The organism is Bythopirellula sp., from assembly GCF_041737835.1.
Taxonomy (GTDB): domain Bacteria; phylum Planctomycetota; class Planctomycetia; order Pirellulales; family Lacipirellulaceae; genus Bythopirellula.
This window is the reverse complement of record NZ_JBGSQY010000053.1, coordinates 37,024-52,854: the sequence shown is the minus strand read 5'-3', so window position 1 is coordinate 52,854 and position 15,831 is coordinate 37,024. Positions and strand designations below refer to the sequence as shown.

Genomic DNA, 15,831 nt, shown 5'->3' with positions numbered 1-15,831 from the left:
AATGAAAGTGCTAGTTTATCCCATCTTTTAGCGTATTTCTTGCCATGCTTAAACGTTTATTCTGTATTAGCGCTGTTTCGATCTGTTTTAGTTTGTGTGTTGGCACGCTAGGGTTCGCCGATATTTTTCAGTGGGAGTATGTGAATCCATCTGATCCAAGCCAAGGCAAACAGCAAAGTGCGGCATTAGCAATCGATGGAGCCGGTGTAAATGCAATAGCCGGCGCAGATTTGGATGAACTTAATTTAACAAAGGGCTTTTTTATTGGTGAGAATCTGCAGAATACTTCGTTTTATTATGGAGTGCTATCTGAAGCCGATTTTAGTTACGCCAATCTTTCAGGTGCATTGTTGTCGAATGCAGCACTGATCAATGCGACGTTTACAGGTGCAAATTTAACAGAGGCAAATATTACAGACGCAGATTTTACGTCCGCGAACCTTTATATGACCAAACTAGAGAAAGTGACTGCAAGTAATACAAATTTTGCTGCCGCAAATCTCTCTTACGTGAATGGAGTCAATGCAGCAATGGTAGGTGCGTCTTTTCAAGAAGCCAATTTGTTTAAGGCCGATTTTCGGTGGACGAATTTATCAGGTGCGAATTTTAATAATGCGAATCTATCGGAAGCTAAATTTACGCAGGCAATTTTCACGAATGCGACATTTGCAGGGGCCAACATTCGATATGCTGACTTTTCTCAGACGGCGGGCCAAGCCTTAACAGCAACACAACTCTACTCGACTGCTAGCTATGTGGAAGGCAATTTATCGGGAGTTAAGCTTAGTGGAAATAATGCTAGTGGATGGAATTTTGCAGGACAAAATTTAACTAACGCAGCCTTTAATGGAATAACAGCATCAGATGCAAACTTTTCGAATGCCACACTTGTCGGTACTAATCTTGCTAATGCCAATCTCACGTCCGCCAATTTTGCATCCGCGAATCTCATGACCGCGAAACTCCGAGAGGCAAATCTAGCCAATGCGAATCTCAGATACGCCTCGGTAGTTGACGCTGATCTACGCAATGCGAATTTAGCAGGCGCAGATTTGCGAAATTCGATACTGTCGCGGACTTATTTCGAGGGAGCAGCATTGGGGATGGTTGATTTCACTGACGCCGTCATTGAAGGTGCAAGACTGACGGCCGTAACCAATACTGGGTTTACTGCAGCTCAATTGTACTCAACGGCGAGCTATAAGAATCATGATCTCAAACAAACTTGGCTAAGTGGAAATGATTTGAGTGGTTGGGATTTTTCTAATCAAGACCTAACTGGATCATACATGACCGCCAATCTTACGAACGCAGATTTCACGGGAGCAATCGTCCGCGGTGTTCAATTTTCAGCGACGACATCTTTAGGATTTACTTCGGCCCAACTCTATTCAACAGACAGTTATCAAAACAAGAATCTAGAAGGAATTCATCTGGGCAATGGTAATGATTTACAAGGATGGAATTTCAGCGAACAAAATCTGAGAGATTCATATTTTTATAGAGCAAATCTTTCCAGTGCACAGCTCGACGGGGCAAATCTAACAGGTGCTGATCTGCGATACGCAAATTTGATCGATGCAGATTTAAATAAAGCCGACCTTACGCTCACCGATTTGGCGTATGCCAACCTTACTAATGCTGATATGAGTGATGCGATTCTTGAGCAGACTGACTTTAGCAATGCACAACTTGGAGGGGCTGTTTTTTCTAACGCCCTGATTCGCGGTGCACATTTTAACAGAGCAACCACTAAGGGCTTCACCAGCTCACAACTTTACGCGACACATTCTTATCAAGTCGGCGATCTCTCGGGAATCGATCTCTCAGGTAACAACTTGAGCGGCTGGGATTTTACTGGCGTGAATCTTGCTGGCGCCAGTTTGGGTGGCTCGACGCTGACTGGGGCCGTTTTTCAGAATGCGATTATTGTCGGGGCAGCGTTTGATGGGGTAACCCCTTCGCTCACGGCTGCTCAGATTTACGCGACGGCGTCGTATCAAGCAAAAGAAATGCCATTAATGAGTCTGGGATTAAATAACCTCAGTGGTTGGGATTTTTCTGGACAGAATTTAGCACACGTATTTTTTAATCACTCGACACTTACCGGCGCGAACTTCACCGCTGCTGATATACGTGGAAGTCAAGGCGCGCAACTTCAGAACGCAGTTGTTAAAAATCTGATCAGAAGCAACGGTACAATCCTCACGCTGGATCTTACAAATAGTGGTGTCTTGTTAGTTCGTGATCACGATGCCAATCCTCGCTATTCAACAACTTCGTTGCCAATTCCGGTTTCAGTTCAAGATGAAATGAAGATGGACTCGACGAGCGTCTTAGGATTTCGCTTTGAAGCCGATGAATGGAATTCAACTATCTCTTTTGAATCTGGTATATCTGTGATGCTTGGTGGCGTTTTAGAACTCGACTTTGCTGAAGATGTAAACATAACGAGCCAAATTGGACGCACATTTGATCTCTTTGACTGGTCTGGTGTTTCTCCTACGGGAATGTTTGAAAGTTTGGGTCGATATATTTGGGACGCAGCAAATCTTTACACTACGGGTGAAGTCACGTTGATTGGTGTCCCGGGTTTGCCTGGCGATTTTGATGGAGATGGCGATGTCGATGGTCGTGACTTGATGGCTTGGCAGCGTAATCCAAGTGTTGGTTCTCTGACCGCATGGAAAGCTAATTACGGTGATAAATTGACAACATTAGGAGAGTTTGTTGCTATACCCGAGCCGGCAGCTTTGACTTTGTGGGCAATCGGATTTATCACAGTCGCGTATTGTCGGAAACATAGATATCAGTAATGTGATAGATGTCGACAGTAGTTTTTCGTTCTTGGCTCTGGAGTTTGCAGCATCATGACCAACATCATTCAACGTGGTTTCGTCGGCATCGTTTGCGGTGCGTTGTTGACTTGCACTCTTACGTCGCTCGCTGTCGCGGCGGACGATTTCACGGTCAAGTCGGCAACCGATGATTCGACGTTTCAGCTTTCCAAGCATCGAGGCAAAGTCGTCGTCCTGCATTTTTTGTTGAAGACGGAATGCCCGTTTTGCCTCCGATATACTCACGACTACTCTGTTTTGGCCGAGCAGAATCCTGAGGTCGTGCATGTGTTTCTCAAACCGGACAGCGAAGCGGAGATCAAGTCGTGGGCCGAGAATCTCGACAAGAACGACCTGAAGAATCTGCCCCAGGTTTACCGCGATCCTGATGCCAAGCTGGCTGAGGAGTTCAAGATTCCCGACGGCTATAAGTTTCACGGTCAGACCGTGCATTACCCCGCGCTCATCGCGTTGGATGGGAAGGGTAACGAACTGTTTCGTTACGTCGGCAAGAGCAACTCCGACCGGATGGCCGTCGAGGATTTCACGGCGAAGCTAAATGAGTCGACTGGGAAGCCGTCGAAGTAAGCGATGTATAGCCCTCACCCTAGCCCTCTCCCGGAGGGAGAGGGGACATGTGCGGTTGTCCGTTCACGGCTCGTGTTTTAGACTCGTTCTCAGCTCAGAAACCTGTTTCCCCTTCCGCTGAGATCCCGCCGTGCATAATCTTGAAGCCAGCCAGCTGACGGTAATGCTGTTGTCGCTGGGGCTGTTGATCGGCATGGCGCGGCTGTTGGGCGAGTTGGCTCGTGTGTTGCATCAGCCCGCGGTGTTGGGCGAGTTGCTCGCCGGTGTGATTCTGGGCCCCACGGTGTTTGGGCAGATTTCGCCCGAATGGCAAGCGATTCTGTTCCCCTCGGATGGCCCCAACTCGATTGTGCTGCACGGGATCAGCACGCTGGCGATTGTGCTGTTCTTGTTGGTCGCCGGATTGGAAGTCGATCTGTCGACGGTATGGGAGCAAGGCCGGTCGGCGATGAAGGTGGGGGTGCTGGGGACGCTCGTGCCGTTTCTGTTGGGACTGATCGGGGCGTGGGTGATTCCTGATATGTTGGGACGACCCCCCGGCGGCGATCCGCTGATTTTCGCGTTGTTCCTGGCCACGGCGATGTCGATTTCGGCGCTGCCGGTGATTGCCAAGACGCTGATGGACTTGAATCTGTACCGCACCGATTTGGGGATGGTGGTCGTCAGCGCGGCGATCTTCAACGACCTGATTGGCTTCACGCTGTTTGCCATCATCCTGGGCATGATCGGGTCGCATGGCACGGGGCTGAGCATCGTCGCGACAATTACGCTGACACTTCTCTTCGCTGGGCTAGTGCTGACCGTGGGACGATCGTTTGTGCATTGGACTTTGCCGGTGCTACAGGCTTACACCCATTGGCCCGCCGGGGTGTTGGGATTCATCGTGACGCTGGGGTTGTTCGGCGCGGCGTTCACGGAGTTCATCGGCATCCATGCGATCTTCGGTTCGTTCATCGTCGGCGTGGCCGTGGGGGCGTCGGATCATTTGCACGAACGGACGCGGGTGATGCTCGAAGAGTTTGTGTCGTTCATTTTCGCGCCCGTGTTTTTTGCCAGCATCGGTTTGCGGGTGAATTTCGTCACGCGGTTTGATCTCTCGTTGGTTGTTTTGTTGCTGGTGTTGGCGTGCGTGGGCAAACTCGCAGGCGCGGTGGTTGGCGCGCGGTGGGGGGGAATGCCTTCGCGCCAGGCTTGGGCCGTGGGCTTCGCTATGAATGCTCGCGGGGCGATGGAGATTGTGTTGGGCTTGCTGGCCCTCGAAGCGGGGGTGATTCGTCAACGATTGTTCGTGGCACTGGTGGTGATGGCGATTGTCACCAGCGCGATGAGTGGACCCTTGATGCGGTGGGTCTTGCGTCAGAAGCAACCTCATAAGTTGCAGCGAGTGCTATCGCCCAAGCTATTTCAGCAAGACATGCGGGCGACTTCGAGTCGTGAAGCGATTCACGAATTGGCCGCCTTGGCACATCAGTATTACGATCTCGACATTGAAGCCGTCGAAGACTTGGCTTGGCAGCGGGAAGAGATCGCGGCCACGGGCATCGGCAACGGCGTGGCAATTCCGCATGCGAGAATTTCGGGATTGAAAGAAGCCATCGTGGCCGTGGGAATCTCTGAGCCGGGGATTAATTTTGATGCCCCCGACGGCCAACTGGCGCACGTGATCTTTTTGCTGCTCACGCCCCGCGACGATCCGAGCGTGCAATTGGGATTGTCGGCGAATATCGCCAAGATGTTTCGCAATCCCGAGTCGTTGCAATATGTGTTGCTGAGCAAGAACTTCACGGAACTGTTGGCGAAGTTCAAAGTCTTGGATTCGCGTTAGGCGGTCGCTGTCATCGGGGGTGGATCCACGAGCGCGATAATCTTGTGCCCGGCGCGTGGTGGTGTTTCGACGTCCGTGGTCGCGACAACGAGACGGTGTTTCTCCTCGATGCGAAACATCACGAGCGCCGTGTCGCCGTAGCGATTGCGAAAGTCGTCGAAAGTGAAATCGGCGCTGAGCGTGGTGACTTTCACTTGCTGACCCGCTTCGATTCGTTCTTCGAGTTGGTCGAAGGTTGTGGGTTTATCAAACAGGATGCGTCCCCGACGATAAGTGGCGGCACGTTCACTTCGCACGGAGGAAGAATCGTGCTTGGCAAGCTGATAGACGTCCGAGCGGCCAAAGCGTTCCGCCAAGCTGATGGCGGCCAGCGTGTTCACTTCGTCGTTGGGAGTCATCGCCAGCAGTCGGCCAATCCCCGAGAGATCGATCGTCTCGCGGACGAATTCGCTGCCGATGCTCGCCAGGTTCACCGGCAGTCCGGCGAGGCGCGCGCTGGAAATGTTGCGCGGATTGGTATCGACCAACATCACGTTGTAACCTTCTTTGCGAATGGCGGAGGCGATTTCGCGGACCGCTTGCGAGGCCCCCGCGAAGAGAATGCCTTGGGGATCTTGGCGGGCAAGGCCGAGCCGTCGCGCAAGTGGTGCGAGGCTCATGCCATAGACCGTGACCGTGCCGACAATCACCAGAAACGTCGTGAGCACAAAACGATTCGATTCCATGGCGAGGGGATCATTCTCGCCGAGTACGTTGACGATTTCCAAGGCAAACAACGAACTCACTGCGGCGGCCACGATGCCGCGGGGGTGAATCCAAGCGAGGCAAATCCGCTCGTTCCAGTTCAGCGGGCTGCCGACGGTTGAGAAAAAGACCGCGACGGGTCGAACAACGAGAATCAACAAAGCGACGAAGGCCAAACTTCGCCAGCCAAGCATCGTCATGGCTTTCGCATCGAATTCCAACCGTGAAGCGAGCACGATGAAGAGCGTTGAAATCAACAGCGTGCGCAAGTTTTCTTTGAACTCGATGATATGGCGAATGGGGACGGTGCGTTGATTCGCCAGAATGATTCCCAGCAACGTGATCGTGACGAGCCCCGATTCGCTGTTGAGTTGATTGGAAAGCGCGAACACAAATACGACGAGCGCTAGCACCACCGGGTTTTGCAGCGAGTCGGGAATCCAATAGCGACGCAACATTTGCAACAAGACAAACGCGCTGATCGCGCTGAGCAGGATGGCGGTGAGGAGGGTCAGGCTGAGTCGATAGGCCGATTCGCTGACGATATTGCCTCCGCTGTGATGCAAGATGATTTCGAATACCAAGGCCGCGAGGACGGCACCGATCGGATCGTTGACGATCCCCTCCCACTTAATGAGCGAACCGATGCGTTTTTCAGGCTGGACATGATTCAAGAGCGGCATGATGACCGTGGGGCCACTCACGGTGAGCAACGCGCCGAGCAGAATCGACATTTGGGTTGAGAAGCCAGCGACGTAATGGGCGAAGCAGGCGGTCAAGAGCCACGTGATCACCAAGCCGACGCTGACCAAGCGGAAGACAACGCCGCGGACCCCTTTGATTTCGCGGAAATCGAGATTCAGCCCCCCTTCGAAGAGGATGATGCCCACGGAGAGTGACACGACCGCGAAAAAAAGTTGCTGGTTGGGGCCCGGCTCTTGAGGTGAAATTCGGCCCAGCACAAACCCCGACACGAGCAGCAGCACGATGCTCGGCAAGCGCAGTCGCCAGGAAAGCCATTGGACGGCAATTCCTAAGGCCAAGATGCCGGCGAGATAGAGCGGATAGTTCATGGCCGATGTTTGTTGGCAAAAGTCGCGGGTGGAAGCCACATTCTGCAAGAATATGCCGAACGACGCGATAGCAGACGGAATTTCAGCGTGGGTGGAATTTCGCGAAACTGTGGGGCAGTCGCGGAGTTGAATTCATTGAGGCAGAACATTTTCCGCCGCCGGCTTCTCAGAATTTCGATGGTGGCGGGAATCAACAACGAGGAGGTATTTCCATGAAACGGGCCATGTTATTTTTGGCAATCGCTTTGCCGATGTTGCTCACCGCCAACGCGTGGGCACAAGACGATGCAGAACGACCGAAGCGCGACGGCGAAATGCGCGCGAAAATGATTGAAGAATTTGACGCTGATGGCGACGGGGAATTGAATGACGAAGAACGGCAAACTGCGCGTGAAACGATGCGCGAACGTCGTGGTGGTCGTGGCCGTGGAGAGGGTCAAGGCCGTGGACCGGGACGGGGAGAAGGACAAGGTGGGGGACGAGGCCGCGGAGAGGGACAGGGGCGTGGCGAAGGTCGGCCCGCGCCTCCTGACCCGAATGAATTGTTTGATCGGTTTGATGCGGATCAAGATGGCCAACTCAGCCGCGATGAGTTTATGAAATTGACCGAAGAAACTCGTGGGCCGCGTGGACCACGCCCGCCGCGGGAAGGTCGGCCTGATCGCCCGCCTCGTCCCGATGGGGACGATCGTCCTGGGCCACCACCGGGAGATCGCGAGTTCAGCCGTCGTCCACCGCTGCAAAATCAGATTGATGGACCTCCGGGACCACCGCGCGGTGGTGAGGCGGGTCCACCGAGAGGACCACGTGGACCAGAAGGACGAGGACCTCGTGGGCCTGAAGGTGCCGGTGGCCCGGGAGGCTGGGGTGGTCCGGATCCGAATCGAATTTTTGATCGATTCGATGAGAATGGCGACGATCAACTCAGTCGCGAAGAGTTTCAAGCGTTGACCGAACGGATGCGTGAAATGCGCGACCGCTTTGGTGCCGGTGGACCGGGACCGCGTGGGCCTGGAATCGAGGGTCGACCAGGACGGGGACGGCCAGATCGCGGTGTACCACCGCGGCCGCAGCGTCCTGCTGGGGAATCGGAAGAGGAGAAACCGGCCGACGAAAACACAACGTGATTTTGTGTTGTCCGTAACATAAATGAATAACGCCCTTGGGTTGCAACCCAAGGGCGTTGGCGTTTAAGGCTAGGAACAATATTGTCGAATGGCTTCGACAAAGGCATCGCCGAAGTCGCGCTGTTTTTGCTGACCGACGCCGCGGACTTCAAGAAAGTCGGCTGTGTTGGTGGGTTTGATGCGGGCCATGTCGCGGAGGGCTGCGTCGCCGAAAACGAGATAGGGTGGCACACCCCGTTCGGTGGCGATGGCCGTTCTCAGCGTGCGTAGTTCTTCGAAGAGTTCGCGATCGACGCCTTCCCAATCGGCGTCAGAGGACTCGCGCGAAGATCGAGATGAAGCCGCGCGTTTCGTCGATTTGGTGAGTTGCGGCGTGGCATTCCCGCGGAGCAATTCTCGGCCCGTCGCTGTAATGCCCAGGGTGTTGTATTCGCCTTCTTTGGCGAGAAATTCTTGGCTCACAAGTTGGTCGATCCAGGTGCGCACGGCCGAGACGCTCGTCTCTTTGAGCAAGCCATAGGTGCTGAGCGAATTGTGCCCGAGCTGAAGAATGCGTTCTTCTTGTGAGCCAACGAGGACTTTGGCGGTGTAATCCATGCCGAAGCGTCCTTGTAAGCGGGCCACGCAGGAGACAATTTTCTGGGCGATGATGAGTGGTTCGTCCACGAGTTCGAGACCACCGAGACAGACGTCGCAGGCGCCGCAGTTTTGTCGGTCCAAGGTTTGGCCGAAGTGCCCGACAAGTGCTTGATGACGACAGCCCACGCCATTGCAGAATTGTGTCATCGCTTGGAGAGCGGCGAGTGCTCCGTCGTTGGGCCCTGATTCGCTGTTCTCGATGATCATCCGCCAGACTTGGTAGTCGCGACCGCTATGAATGAGCAGACAATCGGCGTGCAAGCCATCGCGGCCCGCGCGTCCGCTTTCTTGCACGTAGTGCTCCAGCGACTTGGGCATGCCGGCATGAATGACATAGCGGACGTTGGATTTGTCGATCCCCATGCCGAAGGCGACCGTGGCCACGATGATGTCGACGCGTTCCTGGAGAAAAGCTTCTTGATTGCGCTGACGCGCTAGATCGGCCAAACCCGCGTGGTAGGGAGCCGTGCGATAACCGCGCTTTTTGAGATCGGCCGCCATTTGGTCGACTTCTTTACGACTGATGCAGTAGACAATTCCCGCTTCGCCGGGATGCTTGTCGATGAGCTCGCAAATTTGCTCCAACTTTTTGGAGGCGCGCTTCACTTGATAAATCAAATTCGGACGGTCGAAGGAACCGACCAGAATTCGCGGTTCGCGTAAGCCCAGTTGCGAAACGATATCTTGGCGAACGCCTTCGGCCGCGGTGGCTGTGTAGGCGTGAACTCCTACGCCGGGAAAGGCCTGCTTGAGAATCGCCAGCCCGCGATATTCGGGTCGGAAATCGTGACCCCATTGGCTGATGCAATGGGCTTCGTCGATGGCGATCAGTTCGAGGGGAACGCTTTGGAAGAATTCGAGCGAATGCGAACCCAGCAGACGTTCGGGAGCGATGTAGACGATTTTCAATTCACCCGAGCGAATTTGCTCGGCGACCTTGCGACGTTCGGCGGGGGTGAGCGTGCTGTTGAGCGTTGCCGCGGGAATCCCGCAGGTTCGCAAGGCGTCGACTTGATCTTTCATCAGCGAGATCAGGGGCGAGACCACGAGGGTCAGTCCCTCGCGACAGACGGCCGGCACTTGAAAGCAGAGCGACTTGCCACCACCGGTGGGGAGCACCACCAGCGAATCGTGATTGCCCATGACCGCTTCCATGGCCTCGGCTTGCAGCGGGCGAAAGGAGTCGTAGCCCCAATAGCGCTGCATCGTGGCCAGAAGTTGAGGGGCGAAGGTCATAAAAAGCTAGCAGGGCAAGTGGGGAACAGCAGTTAAGTTTACAGTCAATCGTTAGGATTGCCGAACTAGGTTGCCCCCATCGGCAGGCGAAATCATAATAGTATTTATAAGAGGTTACGCATAAGAGCGCAGGAATACCATGGAACTCACAGCCGTCTTCATGTCCGTGCCCGAGGGGTTTATCGCGTTCGTCGAGGAACTCCCTGGCGCGAATACGCAGGGTGCCACTCTTGAGGAAGCACGAGCGAATTTGCAGGAAGCCGTTTCGCTGGTACTCGAAGCCAATCGTGAGTTGGCCGAGCAAGATTTGGGCGATCAAAAGGTGACTAAGGAACCTTTTGTGTTGGCCGCGCCATGAAGCGAGTGGATTTGATTCGGCATCTCGAAGCCCACGATTGCCGTCTCCTACGGGAAGGTGGCAATCACAGCGTTTATGTGAATTCGCTGAGTAAGCGGACATCGGCGGTTCCCCGCCATCGGGAAATCAACGACTATCTGGCACGCAAGATCTGCCGTGATCTGGAGATCCCGGAGCCATAGTCGGGCCGGTTTTATGGATTTTGCGGGCTGTCGTTGGCAAATGCAGGGGACTTACGTCCCCCGCTCGCCCGACGGGAAAAGTTTGCTGGGGTGGGGGGCGGCATTTATACTGGAAATAGGCGGCCGTGGACGGGCGGCGTCTGATTTCGATCCCTTAGCGAACAGAGATTCCATGCGCGGCGTTCCTACTTCATTTATTTCATGGCGAGCTGGGTTTTGCCTGCGGCGAGTTTTGGCTTGTGCCCTTGTGTGTCTTGCCGTTAGCGGACAAGTCCGCGCTCAAGCGGCCGACGTGGCGAACACGGGCCCTCAATTCGCGCCGGGCGTGCTGACCACGATCCCTCCACAGCTCGATCCCGCCGACACGGTGAGCAAACACGACGTCGTGGAATTGCGTGCTCAGTTGGATTTGGAACGTACGCCGAAATTGCTGTCTGATACGCGCACTCTGTTTGAGATGGCCAAAGATACCGAGTTCCGTCGCGATGTATGGTGCTTGGAATTTTCGTTCAAGCCGCTACGGATGATGGAAGTTGATATTCCACAACCTTCGGGCAAGATGCAACGCAAACTCGTGTGGTACATGGTCTACCGCGTGCGCAACACCGGCGCGGGCTTGGTTCCCAAACAGAAAGACGACGACACGTTTACGACTGTTGAGCAATCGTTGGGTCCGCAGCGTTTTATTCCGCAGTTCATGCTGACGAGTTTGGATCGTGATCAGCAGGGGAATCCGATCCGCAAGTCGTATATGGACCGCATCATGCCGACGGCGGTGGAGGCGATCAAGCGCCGCGAACTTCCCAAGGGTGAGTTGCTTAATAATGTGCAAATCAGCGATAAGCTTCTGGAACCCGAAAAGGGTCGCGGAGTGGGTGGCTTGTGGGGCGTGGCGACTTGGGAAGATGTTGATCCTGCGATGGACTTCTTTGCCATTTATGTGAGCGGGCTCACCAATGCCTACCACTGGGAAGACCCAGCGGACTTTCCGAAGGGGGCTGCCCCCGGCACGGGTCGTACGTTTACCCGCAAGGTTTTGCAGCTGAATTTCTGGCGTCCAGGCGATTCCTACAAGGAAAATGAGACGGAAATTCGCTATGGTTCGGCCCCGGGCATGGCGGGGGTTTACGGGGTCCGCGAAGGCATTGCCTATCAGTGGGTTTACCGCTAAAATCGACAGGCTCTGAGTGACCCAAAAGCGAGGCGTGGTGCTTCGGATTTTCGGTTGCCGCAACCTGCAATTCTCTCTACTGCCATGGCACATAAAAAAGGACAAGGCTCCAGCCGCAACGGTCGTGATTCGAACGGCCAGCGTCGGGGTGTGAAGCGTTTCGGCGGCGAAAAAGTGATCGCCGGCAATATTCTCGTGCGTCAGCTGGGCAACAAGTTCCATCCCGGCAAGGGTGTCGGCCAGGGTAAAGATTTTACTCTGTTCGCCCTGATCGACGGCGAAGTGAAGTTCGACCGTGAAGGTCGTCGGATCAATGTGTTGCCCTTGGCAAGCTGATCACGGCCATTGATTTTTACAAACAGCAAGGGATGCGCCCCGGTGGTGCATCCCTTTTTTATTGAGGCGATGGGACAATTGGACCAGAGGACAATAGGACGAAGGAATTTAGTACAACGGAGTTGTTCGCACATCTCGAGGGTATTCAGCGATGGCGAGGAATTACAAGAATATTGTTGCATGGCAACGCAGTCACGAATTTGTTCTGGTTGTGTATAGCCTCACGGCCAAATTCCCGGACATAGAGCGATACGGGTTAACGAGCCAATTGCGGAGGGCAGCTGCTAGTGTCCCCGCTAATATTGCTGAAGGAGCAGTCAGAGATTCTCAGGCCGATTATCTAAGGTTTCTCACGATTGCGCTCGGATCGTTGAGCGAGGTCGACTACTTTCTGTTCCTATCCAAGGATCTAGGCTATATCTCGGAACAAAGATACTTAGAATTACAAGAACAAATCACACGAACTTTTGCCGCAATGCATGGGCTTATCAAGGCTGTTCGAAACGATAAACAGCGAACCTAATAGAGTCCCTCAGTCCTATCGTCCCTTAGACCTGTAGTCCTATCTCCTATGTTTGTCGATCGTGTCACTGTTGATGTTGAAGCCGGTAAAGGGGGTGACGGGTGCGTCAGCTTCCGGCGTGAGAAATATGTTCCGCGGGGCGGACCGGATGGGGGTGATGGTGGTCGGGGTGGCAGCATCATCGTGGTTGCTGAGCCGGGGGTTGATAGTTTGCAGATGCTGGTGCACCGCAAGCATTGGCGGGCTCGATCGGGCACGCCGGGCATGGGGAGCAATTGCCACGGCGCGAATTCTGAGGACATGATCATTCGCGTGCCGCCGGGAACGGTGGTTATCGATGCCCAGCATGATTTTGTGCTCAAGGATTTGGCCGAAGCGGGGGATCAGGTGATCGCCGCGCGCGGTGGGGCAGGGGGCAAAGGGAATACACGCTTCAAGACGGCGACCAACCAAGTGCCGCGCGAGCACACTCGCGGGGGCGAAGGGGAAGTTCGTCGGATCACGTTTGAGTTGAAAGTGATTGCGGACGTGGGACTGCTAGGCAAGCCGAACGCCGGGAAAAGCACCCTGTTGAGCCGGGTTTCGCGAGCGAAGCCGGAGATTGCCGACTATCCGTTCACGACTAAGATTCCGAACCTGGGGATCGTGCAGGTCGATGCCGATCATTCGTTCGCGATGGCCGACATTCCGGGCCTCATCGAAGGTGCCAGCGAAGGGGCCGGATTGGGCTATGAATTCTTGCGGCACGTGGAGCGCACGCGGGTGTTGATTCATCTGGTCGAGCCCTCGCCGATGGATGGCAGCGACCCCATTGAGAACTACCACACGATCCGCGCGGAGCTCGAGCAGTACGACATCGATCTCGCCTCGCGACCAGAGTTAATCACTGTCAGCAAAGCGGAACTCCCCGGTGCGGCGGAAGTGCGTGATCAGCTGGCCGCGGAGATTGGTAAGCCCGTGTTGTTATTTTCCGCCGTCACGGGGCAGGGGCTCAATGAAGTCGTGCGGAGTGCTTACACATTGCTCACAAAAGAGCGGCAAGCAAAATGAGCGCGGCAATTCAGCCAGGTTTGTTGGCCATCGACATCGGCACAAGCCGCGTGAAGCTTGGTTGGTTTCCCGACACCGCGGCTTGTGAATCTGAGAAGCCCAGCCAATTGCCAATCGCCGCCCCGCGATTGCCAGAACCGATGGAAACCTTTGATTGCGCGCATCGCGATCAATCGAAGTTGCAGTTTGCCGAAGAGTTGGCTTCGTGGCTGGGGCAGTTTGTGGATCACAAACCTCAAGCCGTTGTCGCGTCGGTAAGTCCGGAAGTGACAACAGTTGTTGCCAACACGCTGAAGCTCAGCGGTTTTGCTGCGCCACGGATCCTCAAAACATCGGAATTGCCGATTCAGCTGGCGGTGAACGAGCCGGAGAAGTTGGGCATCGATCGGGCGCTCGCTGCCGTGGCGGTGAATCGCCTGCGTTCCGCGAACACTCCGGCGATTGTGATTAGTCTGGGGACAGCCTGCACGGTGAATCTGATTTCGGCGGAAGGTGTGTTTGAAGGGGGGGCCATTCTGCCGGGGCTGACGATGGCGGCCAGTGCGTTGCACACGGGGACAGCATCGTTGCCGCTCATTTCGCCGGAGAGTTGGCAGCTTCCACAGCACGCGATCGGCAAGAATACGAACGAAGCGATGTCGACGGGAATCTATTGGGGGCTCATCGGTGCCCTTGAAAAATTGATTCGCGAGCAGAGCCAATCCGTAGGCAGCCAGCCACAACTTTTTCTAACTGGTGGCGACGCACCGCACGTTGTTGATGCACTCAAGACAAGCGGACTCACAGTGCGATTGATCCCGCATTTGGTTCTCGCAGGAATCGCCGTTGCGTGCGAGGACAAGCCGTGAGCGCGGTTTTTAGCGTGCTCACGCCGACGGGACGCGGCGCGGTGGCGGTCGTGGCGGTCGCAGGTTCTCAGGCTACTGATGCCGTTGCCTATTACTTTCGTGCGAATAACGGGCGAAGTCTGACCGAACAGCGAATCGCGTCTATTGTTTACGGACGTTGGAATTCTGATGGCGAAGACCTCGTTGTTTGTCGTCGCGCCGCAGAACTCTTGGAGATTCATTGCCACGGAGGATCACAATCGGTGGCGGCGATTTCTGCTGATCTCACAGCGCAAGGTTGTGAACAGATCCCTTGGCAAGATTGGCTCGCACGGCAAGACGATGATGTCTTCAAATTCGAAGCACAAATTGCCTTGGCGCAAGCCGCTTCCCCGCGGACTGCGTTAATTTTGCTGGAGCAATATCATGGTGCGTTGAGGTTGGAACTCGAAACGATTCACGATTTGCTCGTGAAGTGCGATTCAACAGCGGAACAACGAATCGCTGCCTTATTGGCGACCGCTGATCTTGGATTGCATCTCACTCGTCCCTGGCAGGTAGTGATTGCGGGTCGACCGAACGTGGGGAAGAGTAGCCTCATCAATGCGCTGGTGGGTTATCGCCGGGCGATCGTGTTTGACCAGCCGGGAACCACACGCGACGTGGTGACGGCTGCCACGGTAATCGAGGGTTGGCCCGTCGTGCTGAGCGACACCGCTGGGCTGCATGAAGCTAGCGATGCAATCGAAACCGCGGGGATTGAACTGGCCAAGCAGCGCCTCAAGGATGCTGATCTTGTGGTCTGGGTGTTTGATACTTCTGAGAGCCAAGAATCGACTTATCAAGAATTGATAGTCCAAGAAGTTCATCGCCTCGGCCTGCAACTTCCGGAGAAGCAGCTCTTGGTGCTCAATAAGATTGATCGCATCAGCGATCCGAATCTCCCTGGCGACTTGATCGCAACAAGTGCCACGACCGGCGCAGGAATCGATTCGTTGTTGGCAGCGATCGCGACTGCATTGGTGCCAGTATTTCCCGCTTCAGGAGCAGCCGTTTTGTTTAGCGACCGGCAGCAAGAAGCTGTGCGAGCGGCACTTGAATTCTGCCAAGCAGGTGAAACCACCCGAGCGGTGGGAGTTCTCGCAGAGTTACTCTAAATAGGCCCTTCGGTGCTAGGATGGCATTAACTCCACGGCAGCGGGACGCTGCCGGCTAACGCTAGCATGGCTTTCTCCCCTCATAATTTTTTCTTATTCGCAACATTTGTTGCAGGCCAGACATTCGTCAAGGTCGATAACAAAAATGATGGTTGCGT

At 54.7% G+C, this 15,831-nt stretch carries 14 protein-coding genes; 12 read left to right on the top strand and 2 right to left on the bottom strand.

Translation table 11 applies throughout. The features are described from left to right. Positions 1-44 precede the first annotated feature (44 nt). The 3 genes from AC6T8Q_RS16955 to AC6T8Q_RS16945 all read left to right on the top strand — a co-directional run bounded on the left by AC6T8Q_RS16955 (position 45) and on the right by AC6T8Q_RS16945 (position 5,250). On the top strand, positions 45-2,816 hold the full coding sequence (locus AC6T8Q_RS16955) for a pentapeptide repeat-containing protein (protein WP_500680215.1): 2,772 nt from the start codon (positions 45-47) through the stop codon (positions 2,814-2,816). 54 nt (positions 2,817-2,870) lie between these two features. After that, complete coding sequence (locus AC6T8Q_RS16950; RefSeq protein WP_500680214.1) at positions 2,871-3,425, top strand: TlpA family protein disulfide reductase; 555 nt, start codon at positions 2,871-2,873, stop codon at positions 3,423-3,425. 130 nt (positions 3,426-3,555) lie between these two features. After that, the gene (locus tag AC6T8Q_RS16945; protein WP_500680213.1) at positions 3,556-5,250 is read left to right on the top strand and encodes a cation:proton antiporter domain-containing protein; all 1,695 of its coding nucleotides are present in this window, start codon (positions 3,556-3,558) and stop codon (positions 5,248-5,250) included. Here the strand turns inward: AC6T8Q_RS16945 and AC6T8Q_RS16940 are convergent. Continuing rightward, the gene (locus AC6T8Q_RS16940) at positions 5,247-7,106 is read right to left on the bottom strand and encodes a cation:proton antiporter (protein WP_500680212.1); all 1,860 of its coding nucleotides are present in this window, start codon (positions 7,104-7,106) and stop codon (positions 5,247-5,249) included. The two genes, AC6T8Q_RS16945 and AC6T8Q_RS16940, sit on opposite strands and share 4 nt — an antisense overlap. A 173-nt stretch (positions 7,107-7,279) precedes the next feature. On the opposite strand from AC6T8Q_RS16940, the gene AC6T8Q_RS16935 reads away from it, so the two are divergent. Next, positions 7,280-8,194, top strand: coding sequence for a hypothetical protein (locus AC6T8Q_RS16935; RefSeq protein WP_500680211.1), 915 nt, complete (start codon positions 7,280-7,282; stop codon positions 8,192-8,194). Positions 8,195-8,263: 69 nt separating this feature from the next. On the opposite strand, the gene recQ is transcribed toward AC6T8Q_RS16935, so the two are convergent. Beyond that, on the bottom strand, positions 8,264-10,069 hold the full coding sequence (gene recQ, locus AC6T8Q_RS16930; protein ID WP_500680210.1) for a DNA helicase RecQ: 1,806 nt from the start codon (positions 10,067-10,069) through the stop codon (positions 8,264-8,266). Between the two features lie 139 nt (positions 10,070-10,208). On the opposite strand from recQ, the gene AC6T8Q_RS16925 reads away from it, so the two are divergent. From AC6T8Q_RS16925 to AC6T8Q_RS16890, 8 genes are all read left to right on the top strand, one after another. Next, positions 10,209-10,427: a type II toxin-antitoxin system HicB family antitoxin gene (locus AC6T8Q_RS16925; protein ID WP_496920953.1), complete on the top strand. Its 219-nt coding sequence runs from the start codon at positions 10,209-10,211 to the stop codon at positions 10,425-10,427. Next, positions 10,424-10,609, top strand: a complete 186-nt coding sequence (locus AC6T8Q_RS16920; protein WP_496920954.1) for a type II toxin-antitoxin system HicA family toxin — start codon at positions 10,424-10,426, stop codon at positions 10,607-10,609. Before AC6T8Q_RS16925 ends, AC6T8Q_RS16920 begins: the two co-directional genes overlap by 4 nt. 172 nt (positions 10,610-10,781) lie before the next feature. Next, positions 10,782-11,780 carry a hypothetical protein gene (locus tag AC6T8Q_RS16915; protein WP_500680209.1) on the top strand — a complete coding sequence of 333 codons (999 nt, stop codon included), beginning with the start codon at positions 10,782-10,784 and terminating at the stop codon, positions 11,778-11,780. Positions 11,781-11,864: 84 nt separating this feature from the next. Next, positions 11,865-12,116 (top strand): 50S ribosomal protein L27, encoded by a 252-nt coding sequence (gene rpmA / locus AC6T8Q_RS16910; RefSeq protein ID WP_496923101.1) that lies wholly within the window; start codon positions 11,865-11,867, stop codon positions 12,114-12,116. Positions 12,117-12,267: 151 nt separating this feature from the next. Continuing rightward, positions 12,268-12,639 (top strand): four helix bundle protein, encoded by a 372-nt coding sequence (locus tag AC6T8Q_RS16905; RefSeq protein ID WP_500680208.1) that lies wholly within the window; start codon positions 12,268-12,270, stop codon positions 12,637-12,639. A 48-nt stretch (positions 12,640-12,687) separates the two neighbouring features. Beyond that, positions 12,688-13,689, top strand: a complete 1,002-nt coding sequence (obgE, locus tag AC6T8Q_RS16900; RefSeq protein ID WP_496920957.1) for a GTPase ObgE — start codon at positions 12,688-12,690, stop codon at positions 13,687-13,689. Next, a complete protein-coding gene (locus tag AC6T8Q_RS16895) occupies positions 13,686-14,537 on the top strand; it encodes a type III pantothenate kinase (protein WP_500680207.1) in 852 nt (283 codons plus the stop codon). The genes obgE and AC6T8Q_RS16895 overlap by 4 nt, the downstream gene beginning before the upstream one ends. Beyond that, positions 14,534-15,673: a GTPase gene (locus AC6T8Q_RS16890; protein WP_500680206.1), complete on the top strand. Its 1,140-nt coding sequence runs from the start codon at positions 14,534-14,536 to the stop codon at positions 15,671-15,673. The genes AC6T8Q_RS16895 and AC6T8Q_RS16890 overlap by 4 nt, the downstream gene beginning before the upstream one ends. The last annotated feature ends 158 nt before the right edge of the window (positions 15,674-15,831 follow it).

Bases quoted from the DNA above. Each gene is read 5' to 3' on its own strand.
- AC6T8Q_RS16955 (WP_500680215.1), top strand. From the start codon at position 45: ATGCTTAAACGTTTATTCTGTATTAGCGCTGTTTCGATCTGTTTTAGT.
- AC6T8Q_RS16950 (WP_500680214.1), top strand. From the start codon at position 2,871: ATGACCAACATCATTCAACGTGGTTTCGTCGGCATCGTTTGCGGTGCG.
- AC6T8Q_RS16935 (WP_500680211.1), top strand. From the start codon at position 7,280: ATGAAACGGGCCATGTTATTTTTGGCAATCGCTTTGCCGATGTTGCTC.
- recQ (WP_500680210.1), bottom strand. From the start codon at position 10,069: ATGACCTTCGCCCCTCAACTTCTGGCCACGATGCAGCGCTATTGGGGC.
- AC6T8Q_RS16925 (WP_496920953.1), top strand. From the start codon at position 10,209: ATGGAACTCACAGCCGTCTTCATGTCCGTGCCCGAGGGGTTTATCGCG.
- AC6T8Q_RS16920 (WP_496920954.1), top strand. From the start codon at position 10,424: ATGAAGCGAGTGGATTTGATTCGGCATCTCGAAGCCCACGATTGCCGT.
- AC6T8Q_RS16915 (WP_500680209.1), top strand. From the start codon at position 10,782: ATGCGCGGCGTTCCTACTTCATTTATTTCATGGCGAGCTGGGTTTTGC.
- rpmA (WP_496923101.1), top strand. From the start codon at position 11,865: ATGGCACATAAAAAAGGACAAGGCTCCAGCCGCAACGGTCGTGATTCG.
- AC6T8Q_RS16905 (WP_500680208.1), top strand. From the start codon at position 12,268: ATGGCGAGGAATTACAAGAATATTGTTGCATGGCAACGCAGTCACGAA.
- obgE (WP_496920957.1), top strand. From the start codon at position 12,688: ATGTTTGTCGATCGTGTCACTGTTGATGTTGAAGCCGGTAAAGGGGGT.
- AC6T8Q_RS16895 (WP_500680207.1), top strand. From the start codon at position 13,686: ATGAGCGCGGCAATTCAGCCAGGTTTGTTGGCCATCGACATCGGCACA.